The sequence below is a fragment of the Nocardioides okcheonensis genome (genome assembly GCF_020991065.1).
GTDB lineage: Bacteria > Actinomycetota > Actinomycetes > Propionibacteriales > Nocardioidaceae > Nocardioides > Nocardioides okcheonensis.
The window spans coordinates 2298670-2315844 of sequence record NZ_CP087710.1 but is presented as its reverse complement, the minus strand read 5'-3'; the positions used below and the strand labels follow the sequence as shown (position 1 = coordinate 2315844).

The window sequence follows — 17175 nt, the reverse complement described above, 5'->3', positions numbered from 1 at the left end:
AAACCCCTTCGGTGCGCCTGATTCAACCCGAGGTGGCCGACATCGCGCCCGGCCGCGTCTCAGGGGCGGTCAGCCAGAGGGGCACGGCGAGCAGGCTGACGAGGGCGGTGGTGGCGAACGCCCACCCGAAGCCGGCGGCGTCGGCCACCAGCCCGACCAGCACCGGACCGAGGATCGCGCCCGCGTCCTGCGACATCTGGAAGCTGCTCAGCACGGTGCCGCCGCTGCGACCGCTGCCCACCACGTCGGCGACGCTGGCCTGCTGGCCGGGGTTGACCAGCCCGGCCCCGACACCCGACAGGACCGAGAGCACGAGCAGCACCGTCAGGGATGAGCTGAGCCCCAACGGGCCCAGCGAGAGCGCGGTGACCACGAGACCGACCACCACCAGCGGGCGGCGGCCGACCGAGTCGGCGATCCGCCCCGAGACCTGGAGGGTGAGCGCGGTGCCGGCGGCGGCCAGCGCGAGCGCGACACCGGCGACCCACGCGTCGTCGTGCACGGCCACGGCCAGCTGCGGCAGCACCGCGACCCGGACCCCGAAGTTGCACCACCCGTTGGCGAAGCCCGACCCCAGCGCGGCGACGTAGGTCCGGTGGGCGAGCGCCTCGCGCAGCCGCATCGGCGGTGCTGCCGGACCGCCCGTCGACGCCGGGCGCAGCCGGGTGCCGCCGAGGCGGACCCCGACGAGGGCGGCCGCGACGACGAGCGCCACGGCATAGACCACGAACGGTGTCCGCAGCCCGAAGCCGGCGAGCGCGCCGCCGAGCACCGGGCCGACCATGCCGCCGACGAGGAACGCGCTGGCGTAGGCCGACGACACCCGGCCCCGCATGTCCGGCGGCGCGAGCCGCACCAGCAGGGCCATCGCGGAGACGGTGAACATCGTCGACCCGATGCCGCCGAGCCCGCGCAGCACCAGCAGCTGGACGTAGGACTGGGCGAACGCGGTCGCCAGCGAGGACGCCGCGACGACGAGCAGGCCGACGAGGTAGACCGGGCGCTCGCCGAGCCGCTGCACCAGCGCACCACCGGCGGGTGCGAACACGAGGCGGAAGAAGGCGAAGGCCGAGACCACGACCGACGCGGCCGCCACGCCGACGTCGAAGCTGCGGGCGTAGGCCGGGAGGACGGGCGAGACGAGGCCGTAGCCGACCGCGATCAGGAAGGCGGCGACCAGCAGGACGCGGATCTCCGCCGGCAGCGCGGGGGCGCTGCGGGTGGAGCGGCTCACTCCCCGGTCTCTACCTCTTCGCGCTGCTGCTCCTCGGCGACGGCCGGACGGCGGCGACCGAGCAGCCCGCCGGCCCACAGCGCCACCAGGACCAGCACCGGCTGGAAGAACAGCCGGGTGAGCCGCGCGCGGTCGGTGTCGAGGCCGAACGCGTCGGTGCCCTCGACGTACTGCGCGATGTTGCCGGGGAAGATCGCCACGAAGAACGCGGCGAGCAGCGCGCCGACGGTGCGCCGGTGCTTCGGGAGCGCGACGAACGCCGCGCCGAGCCCGATCTCGACGACGCCGGACGCCACGACGGTGAGGTCCTCGTCGACCGGGAACCAGTCGGGGACCTGGGCCTGGAACTCCTGGCGCTGGGTGGTGAGGTGCAGGACGCCGGCGGTGACCATGAAGCCACCGAGCACGATGCGACCGAGGGTCTGGGCCTTCATGCCCCCAGCCTAGGACCCCGCCCGAGGGGGCAGCAGGACGCCCGGGTTGAGCAGCCCGTCGGGGTCGAGGGCGTGCTTCACCGCGCGCATGAGGTCGACCTCGACGTCGGACTTGTACGCCGCCGCGGCGGCCGCCTTCGTGCGGCCGAGGCCGTGCTCGGCGCTGATCGAGCCGTGCTCGGCGGCGACCGCGTCGTGGATCGCGGTCGACAGGTCCGTGGCCGCGGCGCGGAGGTCGTCGTCGCGGCTCGCGCCGTCGGGGCTGGGCGCGTTGAGGTTGTAGTGCAGGTTGCCGTCGCCGACGTGGCCGTAGGTGACCGGCCGCACGCCGGGGAGGACCTCCTGCAGCCGGTGGCCCATCGCCTCGGTCCAGTCGGCGAGCCGGGCGATGGGCAGCGTGACGTCGTGCTTGAGCGTCGCCCCCTCGACCTTCTGCACCTCCGAGATGCCCTCGCGCAGCGCCCAGAGCGCGTCGCGCCGGGCCGGGCCGGTCGCGACGGCTGCGTCGGTGACGGCACCGGCGTCGACCCCGAGGGACAGCAGCCGCTCGAGCGCGTCGTCGAGGCCGTCGTCGGTGGCGGTGCCGGCGAGCTCGACCAGGACGTACCAGTCGCTGGGTGCCTCGAGGGGGTCGACCGCCCCGGGCAGGTGGGCCAGGACGAGGTCGAGCGCCTGCCGGTTGGCGATCTCGAACGTGGTGAGGTGGGCGCCCGCCTCCCGCTGCGCGAGCGCGAGCAGCGACACCGCGTCCCGGACCGACGGGACCGCGACCCACGCCGTCGCGTGCCGCGGGGTCGCCGGGAAGAGCCGCAGCACCGCGCCCGTGATCACCCCGAGGGTGCCCTCGGAGCCGACGAAGAGCTGGGTCAGGTCGTAGCCGGTGTTGTCCTTGCGCAGCCCGCGCAGACCGTCCCACACCCGCCCGTCGGGAAGCACCACCTCGAGCCCGAGGACCAGCTCGCGGGTCATGCCGTAGCGCAGCACGGCCGTGCCGCCGGCGTTGGTGGCGAGGTTGCCGCCGATGGTGCAGCTGCCCTCCGACCCGAGCGACATCGGGAACAGCCGGCCGGCCGCGGCCGCCGCGGCCTGCACGTCGGCGAGCACGACGCCGGCATCGACGGTGATCGTCCCGGCGACCGGGTCGACGTCGCGCACCGTCCGCATCCGGGTGAGCGACAGCACCACCGCGGTGCCGGAGCCGTCGGGCACGCCACCCCCGACCAGCCCGGTGTTGCCGCCCTGCGGGACCACGGGCGTACGCGCCGCGGCGCACGCGCGCACCACCTCGGCCACCTCGGCGGTCGAGGCGGGCCGCACCACCGCCAGCGCCCGGCCTCGGTGCACACCGGTCCAGTCCACCTCGTGGGCCGCGACGTCCGCGTCGTCGGTGAGCACGTGCGCGGCACCGACGACGTCGCGCAGGCGGTCGAGCAGGTCGGACACGGTGTCTCCTCGGGGTTCGGGGGCCCCAGCCTCGCACCCGGACGGCGGGTCGGACGCGGCCGCCCAGTGCCGACGTCCGGGCCATGTCATCCAATACTTGACAGATTTGTGTGAGCGGCCCCACAACTCGTCAACTCCTGAGAGGCTGTCCCCGCACGTCAGTCACACGAGCCGACCTGGGGGGACGGGCAGGTGCACACGACAGCCACCAACGACCACGCGTCGGCCACGGACCAGCCGTGGTCCGACGAGCAGACCAGACAGCACCTCCAGGTGCTCGTCGAGGGCGTCGCGGTGCTCGCCGGCTTCGAGCAGTCCGCCATCAGCCTGCGCCGCGGCGACGAGTTCGAGGTCGTCGCCGGAGCCGGCGAAGGGGTCGTGGAGAACATCGTCGGCCGCCGCCTGCCCCACCACGTCGTCGAGGGCGAGCTCGCCAAGGCCGACCACTGGGACGCCTGGCGCTTCGTGCCGCACGACCGGGTCGGCGACGAGGTCCTCGAGTACAGCCACGTCCCCGCCGCCGGTGAGCTCGACGCGCCCGACGCCTGGCACCCGCTCGACCTGCTGACCGCCCCGGTCTACGACGACGACGGCGTGCTGCGCGGCCTGCTGTCCGTCGACGGCCCCCGCGACGGCCGGCGCCCCGGTGCCGACCAGCTCGCGCTGCTCCAGAAGTACGCCGGCCTGGCCCGCACGTCGGTCCTGCTCGCGCTCGAGCGCGAGGACCTGTCCCGCCGGGTCCGGCTGGCCGACGAGGCGCGGCAGATCGTGCGCCGCGCGCTCGGTGAGCCGACCCTCGACCAGGTGCTGGCGGCCTGCCGCTCGGCCGTCACGGAGTGCTTCGGCGCGGTCGGCATGTGGTTGACCGCGTTCGACGAGGACGGCGGCGACACGACCGCCTGGTACGCCGTCGGCACCGACGCCCAGCCGGTCTTCTCCGACATCGACGACGTCGTGCTGCGCCTGGCCCACCGCTACTGGGCCGACCAGCACGTCGCCCACTTCTCCCGCGCGCGGAGCACGCAGCCCGGCCTGCCGTCGGCCGACGCCGAGCGGCTGCTGACGTTCCTCGAGGGGATCGGCGTGGGCTCGGTGCTGTTCGTGCCGATGGGCGCCGGGCCTCAGTGCCTGGGCTTCCTCGCGCTGTCGCGGGTCTCCGACACCCCGGCCTGGACCGACATGGAGAAGGAGGCCGCGCTCGACATCGGTCGCGACCTCGGCCACGCCGTCGCCAACGCCCGCGCGCTCGACGCCGAGCGTGCGCTCGTCGAGGAGCTGCGCCGCCTCGACGGCTACCGGGTCTCGCTGGTCAACACGCTCGCCCACGAGCTGCGCACGCCGCTGTTCTCGATCAGCGCGAACCTCGAGCTGGTCGAGTCCGACCAGCTCGGCGAGGAGGACCGCCGCTGCGTCGCCGCTGCCGTCCGCGGCACGACCCGGATGCGCTCGGTCGTCGACGACCTGCTCACCATGGCCGCCATCGCCGACCCGCAGCGCGAGTTCGTCCCCGAGCAGGTCGACCTGCGCCAGGTGCTGCTCGAGGTGGCCGAGGAGTGCCAACCGGCCGCGCAGGCGCGCTCGCAGAACTGCCGCCTCGACGTGCCGGAGACGCCGGTCCTCGTCGCCGGGCGGCCCGAGGAGCTGCACCGGATGTTCTCCAACCTGTCGAGCAACGCCATCAAGTACTCCGACGACGGCGCCGACATCGACGTGCGCCTCGTCGAGGACTCGGGCGAGGTACGGATCAGCGTCACCGACTCCGGGCTCGGCATCTCCGAGGAGGACCAGGCGCGGCTGTTCCAGGAGTTCTTCCGCTCCACCAACCCCGATGCCACGTCGCGTCCGGGCACCGGGCTCGGCCTGGCCATCGTCGAGCGGATCGTGCGCCGTCACTCCGGGCGGATCGACATCGAGTCCAAGCTCGGGATCGGGACGACGATGACCGTGGTCCTGCCCCGGGGGACCGACACCGACGTCCTCGCGGACGACACCCCGGACCTGGCCGCCGGCACGCCCGAGACCGTCACGGAGCCAGCTCCCGCGTCATGAAGGTGCTGTTCGGGTCGTCGACGTAGGAGCCGAACGGGCCGCACGGCACGAACCCCGCCCCGGCGTAGAACGCCCTCGCCGGCGCGAAGAACGCCATGCTCCCGGTCTCCAGCGAGATCCGCTCGACGCCGCGCGAGCGCGCGTCGGCCAGCACGTGGTCGAGCAGCCGCGAGGCGACGCCGCGCCCGCGCACGCGGGGCTCGGTCCGCATGCTCTTGAGCTCCTCGTGGCGCGGCTCGAGGGCGGCGAGCGCCGCGGTGCCCACGAGCGCGTCGGCGTCGGTGGCCACCCACAGGCGTACGCCCGGGCCGCGCAGCGCGGTGAGGTCGAGCGCGTGCCGGCTCTCGGGAGGTGCGGTGGGCTCCATGTCGTCGAGGTGCGCCTGCAGGAAGGCCGCGAGGCGGGGATCGGCGAAGTCGGCACGGGAGATCTGCACCGTCCCATGGTGCGGTGCAGGTGTTTCCGATGTGTGTCGACGTGGACGCCGGGTGCGTGCAGTGAAACCGTGTGCCCGTGACGGACAAGCTGGACGTGGACTACCTCGTGGTCGGAGCGGGCGCGATGGGGATGGCCTTCGCCGACGCGCTGGTCGACCACTCCGACGCGCGGGTGGCGCTGGTGGACCGACGCCACGGCGTCGGCGGCCACTGGCTCGAGGCGTACCCGTTCGTCCGGCTGCACCAGGCGTCCTGCTTCTACGGCGTGCCGTCGACGCTGCTCGGCGGTGGTCGGCTCCAGGAGAGCGGCCCCGAGGCGGGACTGCAGATCCGGGCCGCGCAGCCCGAGGTCGTCGCCTACTACGCCGCGGTGGCGCAGCGGCTCCAGGACACCGGCCGCGTGGAGGTGCTGACGAACGCCGACGTGGTCGGGCGCGAGGTCGTCTCCCGCGTCTCCGGGCGGCGTGTCGAGGTGCCCGACTCCTGCCGCCTCGTCGACGGGCGCTACCTCGCGCCCGGCATCCCCGTGGAGACGCCGCCGCCCTTCGCGGTCGGCGAGGGCGCCCGCGTGCTCCCCGTCAACGACCTGGTGCGGCTGGAGGAGGCGCCCAGCCAGTACGTCGTCGTCGGCTCGGGCAAGACCGCCACCGACGCCTGCGTGTGGCTGCTGGGCCGCGGGGTCGACCCCGACGCCATCTGCTGGGTCCGCCCGCGCGACCCCTGGATGCTCAACCGCGCGCTCATCCAGCCCGACCCGGAGGTGTTCCTCGGGGTGCCCGCGGAGATCTTCGAGGCCGCCGCGGCGTCGCGGACCCTCGACGAGGTGTTCCTGCGGCTCGAGGACGCCGGCGTGATGCTGCGCATCGACCGGACCGTGACGCCGACGATGGCCAAGGCCCCGACGCTCGGCGAGTGGGAGCTCGCGCTGCTGCGCACCGTCGAGGACGTCGTGCGCCACGGGCACCTCGCGGCCGTCGAGCGCGGCCGGCTGGTCTTCGCCGACGGCACGGTCGTCCGGGTCGCCGACGACGCCGTCGTGGTGCACTGCGCCGCCGACGCGCTGCGGAACCCGCCGCTGGTCCCGGTCTGGAGTCCCGTGACGATCACCCTCCAGCCGGTGCGCGCCGGGTTCCCGTGCTTCGGCGCAGCGCTGACCGGCTACGTCGAGGCGACCCGCGCCGACGACGCGGAGAAGAACCGGCTGTGCCCGCCCTCGCGCTACGGCAACTCGCTGGCGCAGTGGGCCGACATGAACGTCCGCGGCACCCGCGCGGCGCAGGCCTTCGGGGCGGAGCCGGACATCGCGGCGTGGGCGCACGGCGTCGCGCTCAACCCGGCCCGGATCCCGCCCGAGCACCCCGGCTCGCCCGCGCTCGACGCCGTCCGCGAGCGGCTCGCCGCCGCGACGGCCCCGGGCCTGGCCGCGCTCGAGCGGCTGGCGGCGACGGGCTGACGTCGGCGCTCGTCAGTCCAGCAGCCAGACCACCAGCTCGGCGTGCAGCGGGGTGAGGGTCCAGCCGACGGTGGCGACCGAGACGACGAGGGCGGCGACGGTCACGGCGCGGGCGCCGGCCACGGCGCGCGTCGTCCAGAGGCGGTGCACGGACCACGCGGCGACGGCGACGGCGGCGAACGGCGCGACCGCCAGCGCCCACATCGCCAGCAGGCCGACCGCGCCGCCGAACGGAGAGTCGTAGGGCCAGAGCCCGGAGAGCTCGTGCTCGTAGAGGGGCTCGCCCGCGGGTCGCTGGTCGAGGGAGGCGGCGTAGTAGGGCAGGACCAGCGCGACGACGTACGACGTCGCCCCGACCAGGGCGAGGGCGAGGGCGACCCAGGCGGCGCGCGGCGTGCGCGTGGTCGGCGCTCCGAGCGCCGGGGAGTCGAGGACGGCCATGCCCCAGTGTCGAGCCCCGGGTGCCGTCGCGTCCATCACCAGGATCGGGGACCGGGTCAGACCCCGGCGTAGCCCTCCCGGAAGGTCGGCAGGGTCGGCGCCCAGCCGGTGGCGCGCAGCCGCGCGTTCGACAGGCGCTTGCCGTGGCCCTGCGCGGGGTCGGCCGGCGGGGGAGCGGGCGCCTCGAGGCGTGCCGCGAGGAAGGCCGCCACGTCGCCCATCTGCGCGGGCTCGTCGTCGGTGCCGAGGTAGAGCGGCTCCGGTGTGGCCGGCATCGTCAGCAGGTGCACCACCGCGGTGGCGGCATCGGTGCGGTGGATCCGGTTGGTCCAGCGGTGGGGGTCGGTGACCCGGCCCTCGCGGACCTGGTCGACCAGGCGCGTGCTGTCGCCGCCGTAGAGGCCCGACAGCCGCAGCACCGTCCCGTGCGGGAGACGCGCGTGGAACGCCTCCTCGGCCGCGAGCAGCATCCGTCCCGGCCCGTCCGACGGGGCGGCGGAGACGCTCTCGTCCTCGAGGTCGGGGCGGTCGCCGCTCGGGTGCACCGCGGTCGACGACACCAGCACCGCCCGTTCGGGGGCGACCTCGAGCGCGTCGAGCGCGCGCGCCATGCCGTCGACGTAGACCGCCCGGTAGGCCTCCTCGGTGCGCGGCCGCGCGGTCAGCGCGACGACGACGAGGCGGGGGCGTACGCCGGCCAGGTCGGGCGCGTCGCGGGTCAGGTCGACCGACCGCCCGACCAGCGGTGCCGGCACGGCAGCGGCGTTGCGGCGCAGCGCGAGCACGTCGTGGCCGAGGTCTGCGAGCCGCAGCCCGACGGCCGCGCCGAGGTCGCCGGCGCCGACGAGCAGGACGTCTGGGGTCATGGCGGCAACGTACTGCGGGCCCGGCTGGGCCTTCGACCCCGAGCGCCCCTGCCTCGTCCGCTGAGCCGCCGAATGGCGCAGGCCCCGTGGGGTACGGGACCGCATCCCGCACCCCGACACACAGGAGGACGAACGTGGCGCACGACGAGGGAGCAGCGAAGGTCGCCGAGCTGGTGGACGACGCACGGATCTGCATGATGACGACGATGACGTCCGACGGCCGGCACGTGAGCCGTCCGATGGGGCTGCAGGAGGCCGAGTTCGACGGCGACCTGTGGTTCTTCACCTACGACGACTCCGACAAGGCGCGGCAGATCGCCGAGCACGACCAGGTCAACGTCGGCTTCTCCGACCAGAAGCAGAGCGCCTGGACCTCGGTGTCGGGCCGCGCGGAGGTGGTGCACGACCGGCAGAAGGCCGAGGAGCTGTGGTCGCCGATGCTGAAGGCCTGGTTCCCCGACGGCCTCGAGACGCCGGGGCTGGCGCTGATCAAGGTGCACGCCGACTCCGCGGAGTACTGGGAGAGCTCGTCGAGCAAGGTGGTCCGGCTGATCGGCCTCGCGCGCGCCGCCGCCACGGGTGACCCCGACAAGTTCCCCGCGACGAACGAGACCGTCGAGCTCTAGGCACCAGCCCGCCCGCCCGCCTGCCTGCCTCGGGTATCTGCGGACGATCTGGTGGGTCAGATCGCCGTTTCGCCCACCAGAACGTCCCCAGATACCGGGGGCGCTGGTCCTAGATGGACGGGGCCTCGGGCAGCGAGGCCAGGAAGTCGTCGACCTCGGCCGCCGTGGGCGCCGACTGCGTCCCGCGACGGGTCACCTTGATCGCTGCGGCCGCGTTGGCGCGCCGGCAGCCCTCCACCCAGCCCGTGCCGGCGGCGAACTCCGCGAGCAGCGCGCCGGTGTGGGTGTCGCCCGCGCCGTTGGTGTCGACCGGCGGCTGCGGGAACCCCGGGACGTACGTCGTCCCCTCCGCGGTGTGGACGGCGCAGCCCTGCGGGCCGTCGCGGACGATCGCGACCGCGTCGCCGCGCAGCAGCGGGGCGATCGCCGTGGTGAGGTCGGCGAGGTCGGCGGGAGCGTCCTGGCCGACCTCGCGGAGCAGGTCCTCGGCCTCCTCGGCGTTGCTCGACCACACGTCGGTGACCTCGAGCATCGCCGCCCGCACCTCCTCGGGCAGGGTGGCGAAGGCCGCGCCGGGGTCGAGGACCACGACGACGTCGGGGTGGAGGGTCGGGAGCCAGGCGAGCAGGGGGTCGCGGGTGCGGTCGAGCGCGAGCGAGAAGCCGGTGACGCAAACCAGGTCGCCCGGCCGGGGGTCGGACGTGGCGAGCGACTCCTCGGTGATGTGCCGCTCCGCGCCGAGGGTGGTGACGAAGGTGCGCTCGGCGCTGGGCTCGACCATCACCACGCAGATGCCCGTGTCGAGGTCGGGCACGGCCGGGGCGGAGGCGTGGATCCCCTCGCGGTCGAGGGAGGCCCGGATCAGGTCGCCGTGGGGTCCGGTGCCGATGGCGCCGGCGTGGACGCACTCGGCGTCGAACCGGGCCGCCGCGAGCAGGACGGTGACCGCGCCACCGGCGTAGTCGGTCGCCGAGGACGCCATCACGTTCTGGCCGCGCACGGGCAGGTCGGGCACCTCGACGACGACGTCGACCAGCGCCTGGCCGGTGTGGACGACGCGGCTCACGCGACCGGCCCGAGCAGGTCCGCCGTCGTCGCGAGGGTGATCTGCGGCGGGTAGAGCGCCATCACGTCGAGCGCCGCCCGCTGGTTCTGCGGCGACGACCCGGCGCACGCGTCGGTCACGACCGTGACGGTGGCCCCGGCGTCGGCGGCGGCGAGCGCGGTGGAGACCACGCAGCAGTCGGTGGCGACCCCGGTGAGGACGAGGTGGGGCGTCGGCCCGGTGACCGCCTCCAGGTCGGGGCCCCACTTGCCGAAGGTCGGCAGCGAGACGACGTGCCGCCCGAGGTCCGCCGCGTCGGGGACCAGGTCGAGCAGCGGGTCGTCGGCCGCGACGTCGGCGAACGGCCACGCGTCGAGGTAGGACCGCCAGCTCCCCTGCGGGTCGGCTGCGGGCACCCAGCGGGTGACGACGGTGCGCTCGCCCGCCGCGGCGGCGAGACGGCGTACGGGCTCGACGATGTCGGCGAACATCGGCGAGCCCCACGGGCTCACCGGGTCGGCGAAGATCCGCTGCGGGTCGACGACGACCAGCCAGGCGTCCGGGTGCATGGCGCCACCCTGTCAGACCGGCGGCGGGCCGGCGCGCACCCGCGGGCGGGGCTTCGCACCCGGAGCTCGTGCTTCGCACCCCGGGTCTCGGGTGCACAGCACGAGAGTCCCCGGATATCCGGGGACTCTCGGGCCGAGGGCGGCAAGCGGCCGAGGCAGCGTGGGCTACTTGACCTCGGCGCGCAGGACCGCGCGCAGCCCGAGGGCCAGCGGGATCCAGAGCCAGACCAGCGTGGTGACGCCGAGCTGCTGCCAGTACTCGGTGGTCATCGACTGGTCGAAGAGCCGGGTGATGGCGAACTGCACGTCCACCCACGGCTGCAGGTCGGCGAACCAGGACTGGAGCGCCGCGAGGGTGCCGAAGGCGATCGGCAGCACGAGGGAGTAGACGAAGTAGCCGACGATCGCGCCCGGGGTGGAGCGGAAGAGCACACCGAGCATGAAGCCCATCAGCATGCCGAGCACGTTGGCCAGCACGATGTTGGCGAACTCGGTCACGGTGACGCTCCACACCGGGTCGATCCCGGTGATCGCCGCCCCGACGAGGTTGCCGACCGCGCCGATGGCGAGCGCGAGGAACATCGAGGCGACGCCGATGCCCAGCGTGACCAGCAGCTTGGCGGTGATCACGCGCCCGCGCCACGGCACGAGGGTGTAGGTCGTGAGGCCGGTGCGCTGGCTGTACTCCCCGGTCACGGACATGATCGCGATGATCGGCAGCACCACCGAGAGCGGCATCCCGATCGCGGACGCGAACGTCTCGAGGTCGATCGCGCCGTCGGGGGCCCACAGGATCACCGCCGCCGTGGCGAGCACCGAGACGATGCCGACGCTGGCCATCAGCCAGAAGCCGGCCCGGGTGTCGAACATCTTGCGCAGCTCGACCTTCGCCAGGCGGGCCGTCGGGATCGGGCGTACGGCGCGGGGAGTGGCGTCCGCGCCCGCGGGGGTGGCGACGGGTGCGGCCGCCGTCGGGGTGTGGGTCGTGGTGGTCATGCTGCTGCTCCTTCGCGGGCGGTCTCGGCGGTGAGCTCGAGGAACATCTCCTCCAGGCCGGCGCCGTCGGCGGCGCGCAGCTCGCGCAGGACGACGCCGGCACGGTGTGCCGTCTCGCCCACGAGCCCGGGGTCGGCGTCGGCCCGCAGGCCGCCGTCGATCGAGGTGGTGACGACCGCGGCCTCGTGCAGCGCACGGGCGAGGCGGTCGTGCTGGGTGGGGTCGGCGGCGCGGACGAGGGTCCCGGCGGCCGCGAGCAGCTCGGACTTCGAGCCCTGCGCGACGATCGCGCCCTGGCCGATCACCACGAGGTCGTCGGCGATCACCTCGATCTCGTGCAGCAGGTGCGAGGACAGCAGCACGGTGCCGCCGTCGTCGGCGAAGCCACGGAGCAGGTCGCGCATCCACCGGATGCCGGCCGGGTCGAGGCCGTTGGCGGGCTCGTCGAGGATCAGCACCTGCGGGTCGCCGATGAGGGCGGTCGCGATGCCGAGGCGCTGGCGCATGCCGAGGGAGTAGTCGCGGACGCGGCGGCCCGCCTCGTCGTCGGTGAGGCCGACCCGGGCGAGGGTCTCGGCGACCCGGGCCCTCGGCAGGCCCATCGTCTGCTGGGCGATGGTGAGGATCTCGCGGCCGGTGCGTCCGGCGTGCTGCGCGGACGCGTCGAGCAGGACGCCGACCTCGAGGCCCGGGTTGACCAGGTCGCGGTAGTCGCGGCCGGTGATGGTGACCGTCCCGGAGGTGGCACGGGTCAGCCCGACCATGACGCGCATGGTGGTGGACTTGCCGGCACCGTTGGGACCGAGGAATCCGGTGACGCGGCCGGTCGCCGCGGTGAAGGACACGTGGTCGACGGCCGTGAACGGGCCGTACTGCTTGGTGAGGGACTCGACGCTGATCATGGGTCAACCCTCGCGGCGCCGGCGCCCCGCCCACATCGGGGAGCGGACCCGGTCGCGCCCTGAGGACGACCCTGAGCCCACCCCGGGACGGGCCCCCTACGCGGCCTCCGGGGGGCCTGCGGTGCGCGGCGGTTGGGCGCGGTTTGGGAGACTGGCCCGGTGAGCGAGCCGATCAAGACGCGTCCGCCCCAGGTCACCCTGGCCTCGGGGCTGGTCATCGCGTCCTCGCTCGTGGTCCTGGTCTCGTCGTGGGGACAGGTCGCCGCGCTCGGCTCGCTCGACACGCAGGAGGCGATCACGGCCGCGCTGTCCGAGCCGCCCGTCTCCTCGCTCGGCCTCGACGCCGACGGGCTCACCGGCCTGGTCCGGGTCCTGGCGCTCGTGGCCGCCGCCTGCGCGTGCGCGACCGGCATCCTCGGTTGGTACGTCCGGCGACCCGACAAGGGCGCCCGGCTCGGCCTCACGGTCTTCGCGGTGCTGGTCTTCCTGTCCGGGCTGCCCGGTGCCTGGCTGCCGTCCGGCTCCATCGCCGGGTCGTTCGTCGCCGCCGGTGCGGCGATGCTGTGGATGGTGCCGGCGCGTGAGTGGTTCGCCACCGGCCGCTGGACGCCCCCGCCGCCGCGCGAGCCCGCCCCGGCCCGTACGCCGCGGAGCGCGGTGGCCCGCGCCGTCGCCCCGCCGCAGCAGGGGCCGTCGGTTCGCCGCGGCCGGACGGCCCTACGGCGAGCACCCGCCACAGCCCTGGCAGCCGCCGCAGGCGCAGCGACCGCTGGCGCGCCCCGTCCCGCTGCTGCGCCCGGGCGCGGTCGTCACCGCGTTCGTGCTCACCGTGGTGATGGCCGGCGGCCTGCTCGCGCTGTCGGTGATGTGGATCGCGATGGTGGGCCTCTCGCCCGACCTGGTGACGCGGTTGATCGACGAGCAGCAGCCCGAGCTCGCCGAGGCCGGGCTGAGCGCCGCCGACGTGCGCGGCATGATGCTCGCCCTCGCCGGTGGGTTCGTCCTGTGGTGCTCGGTCGCGCTGGTCCTGGCCGGGTTCTTGATGGCCCGCCGCGACTGGGCCAGGCGCGGCCTGATGGTCGTGGCCGCCCTGAGCGCGGGTGCCAGCCTGGCCCTGCTCGGGAGCACGACGCTGGTCCTCGTCCCGGCCGTCGCGGCCCTCGTCACGGTGGCGCTGCTGCGCCGTGTCGAGGTGCGCCGCTGGTTCTCCCTCGAGCAGCACTGAGCGTCGTTCGCCGCGCGGTCACCGGTGGCATGGTGAGATGACCCCATGAGCGAGCAGGATCCCGGCCCCACCCACACGCCCTACGGCCAGCCGAACCCGTCGGGCCAGCAGCCCTACGGCCAGTCGCCGTACGGCCAGCAGCCCCAGTACGGCCAGCAGCCCTACGGCCAGCAGCCCTACGGCCAGCAGGGCTACGGCGCGGTCGACCCGGACCGTCGACCCACCACCGTGACGGTGGCCGCGTGGATCACGATCGTGTTCTCCGGCCTCACCGCGGCGCTGTTCGGCGTGATCGCGCTGATCTTCGTGGTCGCGCGCGACGAGTTCGTCGCAGGGTTCGACCGGGAGATGGAGTCGAGCGTCGGCACGACCGACGTGAACATCGACGCCGACTCGCTGGCCGGCGTGATCGTGGCGGTCTTCCTCGTCTTCGCCGTCTGGGCGCTCATCGCGATCGTGCTCGCGGTCTTCGTCCTGCGTCGCTCCAACGTGGCGCGCATCCTGCTGGTGATCTCCAGCAGCGTCACGGCGCTGCTCTCCCTGATCGGTATCGGCAGCGGCGTGTCCGTCGTCCCGCTGGTCGCGGCGGTGGCGGTGATCGTGCTGCTCTTCGTCGGCGGTGCCGGCGACTGGTTCAAGGGCCGGAGCGCGGCGCTCGCCGGCCACGACTCCTACGGCTCCTACGGCTCCACCGGCGGGCAGTACCCGACGTACGGGACCCAGCAGTCCGGCCCCTACGGCTCGCAGCCCGGGACCGACGCACCCACCTACCCGGCACCGTCGCAGGACCCCTACGGCCAGCCGCCCGCCGACGGCGGTACCGGCTCGTCGACGGACTACCCGAACGACCCCAACCGCTGACTCACCGGGCCAGGTCGGCGGCGGCGAGGCGTCGTACGCCCTCGCCGATCACGCCCGGCTCCTTGCAGAACGCCCACCGCACCAGCTGTCGGCCGGCGTCGGCGTCGTCGTAGAACCCCTGGGTGGGGATCGCGACGACGCCGGCCCGCTCGGGCAGCGCGAGGCAGAACGCGCGCCCGTCCTCCCAGCCGAGGTGGCTGATGTCGGTGGTCGCGAAGTAGGTGCCCTCGGGCCGCCGTGCCGGCAGCCCGGCCTCGGCCAGCCCCGCGCACAGCAGGTCGCGCCGCGCCTGCAGGTCCTTCGCCAGGGCGGCCGGCCACGCGGCCTCGTGGTCGAGGGCGTGCGCGACGGCGGGCTGCAGCGGGGCGCCCGAGGTGAAGGTCAGCCACTGCTTCGCGGCGAGCACGGCCTGCACGAGGTGGGCGGGTCCGGTCGCCCAGCCGACCTTCCACCCGGTGAACGACCAGCTCTTGCCGACGCTCGACAGCGTCAGCGTGCGCTCCCACATGCCCGGCAGCGTGGCGATCGGGACGTGCCCCTCCGCGGAGCGGGCGTCGTCGAAGACGAGGTGCTCGTAGACCTCGTCGGTGACCACGACGACGTCGTTCTCGATCGCGAGGTCGGCGACCAGCTGCAGCTCCTCGCGGGTGAGGACCGTGCCCGTCGGGTTGTGCGGGGTGTTGAGCAGCACCAGCTTCGTCGCCGGCGTGATCGCGGCGCGCAGGTCGTCGGGGTCGGGCCGGAAGGCCGGCGCCCGCAGGGTGACCGGCCGCCGCCGGGCGCCGCACATGTCGAGCATCGCGGTGTAGGAGTCGTAGTAGGGCTCGAGCACCACGACCTCGTCGCCCGGGTCGACCAGGCCGAGCAGCGCGCCGGCGATCGCCTCGGTGCACCCGGTGGTCACGACCACCTCGGAGTCGGGGTCGGGGGTGAGCCCGTAGTGCCGCTCCTGGTGCCGCGCGATCGCGGCGCGCAGCGCCGGCACGCCGATGCCGGGGGCGTACTGGTTGGCGCCCTCGCGCATCGCCTGCTCGGCCGCGGCGACCACCGACGCGGGGCCGTCGACGTCGGGGAAGCCCTGCCCGAGGTTGAGCGCGCCGGTGCGGACCGCCAGCGCCGACATCTCGGAGAAGACGGTCGGCGGGATCTGCGCCACCCGGGCGGAGAGGGCGGGGCGGACAGGTGTGGCAGGCATGCCCGCGAGACTAGTCCGGGCGCCGTCGCCCGGTCGTGGCTAGGCTGCGGGCCGTGGTTGACGAGACGCTCGCACGCGACATCGACGCGGCCTGCCGCCTGACCGGGGAGTTCACCCTGCGGTCCGGCCAGGTCGCCGACACCTACTTCGACAAGTACCTCTTCGAGGCCCAGCCGGCGCTGCTCGACCGCGTCGCGACCCGGATGCTGGACCTGCTGCCCGACGGCACCGAGCTGCTCGGCGGCCTGGAGCTGGGCGGCATCCCGATCGCCACGATGGTGTCGGCGAAGACCGGGCTGCCCGCGCTCTTCGTGCGCAAGAAGGCCAAGGAGTACGGCACCTGCAAGCTGGCCGAGGGCCCGGACGTGGCCGGCCGCCGGGTCACGATCATCGAGGACGTGATCACGACCGGGGGCGCGGTGCGCGACGCGACCCGCGAGCTGCGCGCAGCCGGGGCGACCGTCGAGGTCGTGGTCTGCGCGATCGACCGCTCGCCGGCGGGGGAGAACCCCCTCGCCGACGTGGGGCTCGAGGTGCGGTCGGTCCTGACCCGCGCCGAGCTCGACGCGGCGCAGGGCTGACCGGGCCGGGGCCCAGGCGCTGCCGGACCCGGCCGGGTCTCAGTCGAGGTCGCGGCCGCTGATGTCCCGGTCGGGGCCACCGTCGTGGCCCCCGACCTCGGCGCCGGCGGCGTTGGTGCGCTTGTGGCGCCACCACTCGAAGACGATCGGGATCACCGAGAAGGCGACGATCACGATGACCAGCTTGTCGATGCTCTCGCCGAGGTGCGGGAACGCGTCGCCGAGGAAGAAGCCGAGCAGCGTGATCAGCGCGACCCAGAGCACGGCGCCGACGGCGCTCCACAGGAAGAACCGGTGGCGCTCCATGCGCGTCACACCGGCCACGACCGTGATGTAGGTGCGGACGAACGGCACGAAGCGCCCGATCACCAGGGCCTTGTTGCCGTGGCGGTCGAAGAACGCGGTCGTCTGGTCGAAGTACTTGCGCTTGATGATCCGGCCGTCGCGCTCGTAGAGCGGTGGGCCGATCCTCCGCCCGATCTCGTAGCCGACGACGTTGCCGAGGAAGGCGGCGCCGGTCAGCGCCGCCATCGCGATCAGCGCCTCCACGAACGGCGGTCCCGGGAACAGGTCGAGCTGACCGGTCGCGATGAACAGGCCCAGCGCGAAGAGCAGGGTGTCGCCCGGCAGGATCGGGAAGAACAGGCCGCACTCGACGAAGACGATGACCAGGCTGATCCAGAACAGCTCGGTACCGAACCGGTCGAGCAGCCAGTTCGGGTCCATCCAGTCGATCCCCAGCAGGAGCGGGGTCAGCATCCCGGCGGGATCGGGGAGAGAGATCACCCGCGCACAGTAGTCGTCGCGGGTGACGGCGG

18 protein-coding genes are annotated in these 17175 nt (G+C 74.2%); 6 read left to right on the top strand and 12 right to left on the bottom strand.

What is annotated here, in order from left to right; genetic code table 11:
* Window positions 1–22 precede the first annotated feature (22 nt).
* The 3 genes from LN652_RS11255 to LN652_RS11245 are packed head-to-tail and all read right to left on the bottom strand — an operon-like array spanning window position 23 to window position 3111.
* Complete coding sequence (locus tag LN652_RS11255; RefSeq protein WP_230440722.1) at window positions 23–1234, bottom strand: MFS transporter; 1212 nt, start codon at window positions 1232–1234, stop codon at window positions 23–25.
* Window positions 1231–1668: a DoxX family protein gene (locus LN652_RS11250; protein WP_230440721.1), complete on the bottom strand. Its 438-nt coding sequence runs from the start codon at window positions 1666–1668 to the stop codon at window positions 1231–1233. The genes LN652_RS11255 and LN652_RS11250 overlap by 4 nt, the downstream gene beginning before the upstream one ends.
* Window positions 1669–1677: 9 nt before the next feature.
* Window positions 1678–3111: an FAD-binding oxidoreductase gene (locus tag LN652_RS11245; protein WP_230440720.1), complete on the bottom strand. Its 1434-nt coding sequence runs from the start codon at window positions 3109–3111 to the stop codon at window positions 1678–1680.
* A 192-nt stretch (window positions 3112–3303) separates the two neighbouring features.
* Between LN652_RS11245 and LN652_RS11240 the strand changes: the two genes are divergently transcribed.
* Window positions 3304–5160, top strand: a complete 1857-nt coding sequence (locus LN652_RS11240; protein WP_230440719.1) for a sensor histidine kinase — start codon at window positions 3304–3306, stop codon at window positions 5158–5160.
* On the opposite strand, the gene LN652_RS11235 is transcribed toward LN652_RS11240, so the two are convergent.
* Window positions 5135–5596 (bottom strand): GNAT family N-acetyltransferase, encoded by a 462-nt coding sequence (locus tag LN652_RS11235; protein WP_230440718.1) that lies wholly within the window; start codon window positions 5594–5596, stop codon window positions 5135–5137. The genes LN652_RS11240 and LN652_RS11235 overlap by 26 nt on opposite strands.
* 77 nt (window positions 5597–5673) lie before the next feature.
* Between LN652_RS11235 and LN652_RS11230 the strand changes: the two genes are divergently transcribed.
* A complete protein-coding gene (locus tag LN652_RS11230) occupies window positions 5674–7050 on the top strand; it encodes an NAD(P)-binding protein (RefSeq protein WP_230440717.1) in 1377 nt (458 codons plus the stop codon).
* Window positions 7051–7062: 12 nt separating this feature from the next.
* Here LN652_RS11230 and LN652_RS11225 read toward each other — a convergent pair whose 3' ends face one another.
* Window positions 7063–7491 carry a hypothetical protein gene (locus LN652_RS11225; protein WP_230440716.1) on the bottom strand — a complete coding sequence of 143 codons (429 nt, stop codon included), beginning with the start codon at window positions 7489–7491 and terminating at the stop codon, window positions 7063–7065.
* 56 nt (window positions 7492–7547) lie between these two features.
* Window positions 7548–8357 carry a Rossmann-fold NAD(P)-binding domain-containing protein gene (locus LN652_RS11220; RefSeq protein WP_230440715.1) on the bottom strand — a complete coding sequence of 270 codons (810 nt, stop codon included), beginning with the start codon at window positions 8355–8357 and terminating at the stop codon, window positions 7548–7550.
* 134 nt (window positions 8358–8491) lie between these two features.
* On the opposite strand from LN652_RS11220, the gene LN652_RS11215 reads away from it, so the two are divergent.
* A complete protein-coding gene (locus LN652_RS11215) occupies window positions 8492–8983 on the top strand; it encodes a pyridoxamine 5'-phosphate oxidase family protein (RefSeq protein ID WP_230440714.1) in 492 nt (163 codons plus the stop codon).
* A gap of 109 nt (window positions 8984–9092) precedes the next feature.
* Here LN652_RS11215 and LN652_RS11210 read toward each other — a convergent pair whose 3' ends face one another.
* The 4 genes from LN652_RS11210 to LN652_RS11195 all read right to left on the bottom strand — a co-directional run bounded on the left by LN652_RS11210 (window position 9093) and on the right by LN652_RS11195 (window position 12495).
* On the bottom strand, window positions 9093–10049 hold the full coding sequence (locus LN652_RS11210) for a PfkB family carbohydrate kinase (RefSeq protein ID WP_230440713.1): 957 nt from the start codon (window positions 10047–10049) through the stop codon (window positions 9093–9095).
* The gene (locus LN652_RS11205) at window positions 10046–10597 is read right to left on the bottom strand and encodes a cysteine hydrolase family protein (RefSeq protein WP_230440712.1); all 552 of its coding nucleotides are present in this window, start codon (window positions 10595–10597) and stop codon (window positions 10046–10048) included. Before LN652_RS11205 ends, LN652_RS11210 begins: the two co-directional genes overlap by 4 nt.
* Before the next feature lie 165 nt (window positions 10598–10762).
* The gene (locus tag LN652_RS11200) at window positions 10763–11593 is read right to left on the bottom strand and encodes an ABC transporter permease (protein WP_230440711.1); all 831 of its coding nucleotides are present in this window, start codon (window positions 11591–11593) and stop codon (window positions 10763–10765) included.
* Window positions 11590–12495 (bottom strand): ABC transporter ATP-binding protein, encoded by a 906-nt coding sequence (locus LN652_RS11195; protein WP_230440710.1) that lies wholly within the window; start codon window positions 12493–12495, stop codon window positions 11590–11592. The genes LN652_RS11200 and LN652_RS11195 overlap by 4 nt, the downstream gene beginning before the upstream one ends.
* A 580-nt stretch (window positions 12496–13075) precedes the next feature.
* On the opposite strand from LN652_RS11195, the gene LN652_RS11190 reads away from it, so the two are divergent.
* Window positions 13076–13720 (top strand): hypothetical protein, encoded by a 645-nt coding sequence (locus tag LN652_RS11190; protein ID WP_230440709.1) that lies wholly within the window; start codon window positions 13076–13078, stop codon window positions 13718–13720.
* Window positions 13721–13765: 45 nt separating this feature from the next.
* Window positions 13766–14581, top strand: coding sequence for a hypothetical protein (locus LN652_RS11185; RefSeq protein ID WP_230440708.1), 816 nt, complete (start codon window positions 13766–13768; stop codon window positions 14579–14581).
* Between the two features lies 1 nt (window position 14582).
* Here the strand turns inward: LN652_RS11185 and LN652_RS11180 are convergent, their stop codons facing one another.
* A complete protein-coding gene (locus LN652_RS11180) occupies window positions 14583–15776 on the bottom strand; it encodes a pyridoxal phosphate-dependent aminotransferase (protein ID WP_230440707.1) in 1194 nt (397 codons plus the stop codon).
* Between the two features lie 53 nt (window positions 15777–15829).
* On the opposite strand from LN652_RS11180, the gene pyrE reads away from it, so the two are divergent.
* On the top strand, window positions 15830–16357 hold the full coding sequence (gene pyrE / locus LN652_RS11175) for an orotate phosphoribosyltransferase (protein WP_230440706.1): 528 nt from the start codon (window positions 15830–15832) through the stop codon (window positions 16355–16357).
* A gap of 39 nt (window positions 16358–16396) precedes the next feature.
* Here pyrE and LN652_RS11170 read toward each other — a convergent pair whose 3' ends face one another.
* Window positions 16397–17143, bottom strand: a complete 747-nt coding sequence (locus LN652_RS11170) for a DedA family protein (RefSeq protein WP_230440705.1) — start codon at window positions 17141–17143, stop codon at window positions 16397–16399.
* Between the last annotated feature and the right edge of the window lie 32 nt (window positions 17144–17175).

Bases quoted from the DNA above. Each gene is read 5' to 3' on its own strand.
- LN652_RS11250 (WP_230440721.1), bottom strand. From the start codon at position 1,668: ATGAAGGCCCAGACCCTCGGTCGCATCGTGCTCGGTGGCTTCATGGTC.
- LN652_RS11225 (WP_230440716.1), bottom strand. From the start codon at position 7,491: ATGGCCGTCCTCGACTCCCCGGCGCTCGGAGCGCCGACCACGCGCACG.
- LN652_RS11220 (WP_230440715.1), bottom strand. From the start codon at position 8,357: ATGACCCCAGACGTCCTGCTCGTCGGCGCCGGCGACCTCGGCGCGGCC.
- LN652_RS11205 (WP_230440712.1), bottom strand. From the start codon at position 10,597: ATGCACCCGGACGCCTGGCTGGTCGTCGTCGACCCGCAGCGGATCTTC.
- LN652_RS11200 (WP_230440711.1), bottom strand. From the start codon at position 11,593: ATGACCACCACGACCCACACCCCGACGGCGGCCGCACCCGTCGCCACC.
- LN652_RS11195 (WP_230440710.1), bottom strand. From the start codon at position 12,495: ATGATCAGCGTCGAGTCCCTCACCAAGCAGTACGGCCCGTTCACGGCC.
- LN652_RS11185 (WP_230440708.1), top strand. From the start codon at position 13,766: ATGAGCGAGCAGGATCCCGGCCCCACCCACACGCCCTACGGCCAGCCG.
- LN652_RS11180 (WP_230440707.1), bottom strand. From the start codon at position 15,776: ATGCCTGCCACACCTGTCCGCCCCGCCCTCTCCGCCCGGGTGGCGCAG.